Consider the following 363-nt stretch of genomic DNA (forward strand, 5'->3'; position numbering starts at 1 on the left):
ACAACACCACGGTTTCCCTGACTGCAGATAAAGCCTCGGTAGTTGAAGGCGGTGACATCACTTACACCGCAACCTTGACTAACAAAGCGCAAACCGACGTCACCGTAACGTTGAGCAACGGCCAGACCATCACGATAAAGGCCGGTGAAACCGTCGGCTCGACCGTGTTTAACACTCCAGCCAATGACGTCTATAACAACGGTTCGACTGTCAGCACCACCATCGCGAAGACCGAAGGCGGTAACTTCGAGAACCTGGTCACCGATCCGAAAGCGGCCGTCACTTCGATTACCGACTCGATCGACAACACCACGGTTTCTCTGAGTGCTGATAAAGCCTCTGTAGTTGAAGGCGGTGACATCA

General features: G+C 53.2%; 1 protein-coding gene. It reads left to right on the plus strand.

Annotated features, from left to right (window positions below; all coding sequences use genetic code 11):
* A partial coding sequence (locus BFP92_RS31825) for an immunoglobulin-like domain-containing protein (protein WP_170875866.1) occupies positions 1 to 363 on the plus strand: 363 nt, incomplete at both ends.

It is taken from the genome of Pseudomonas sp. 58 R 3 (assembly GCF_900006605.1).
Classification (GTDB): Bacteria; Pseudomonadota; Gammaproteobacteria; order Pseudomonadales; family Pseudomonadaceae; genus Aquipseudomonas; species Aquipseudomonas salomonii.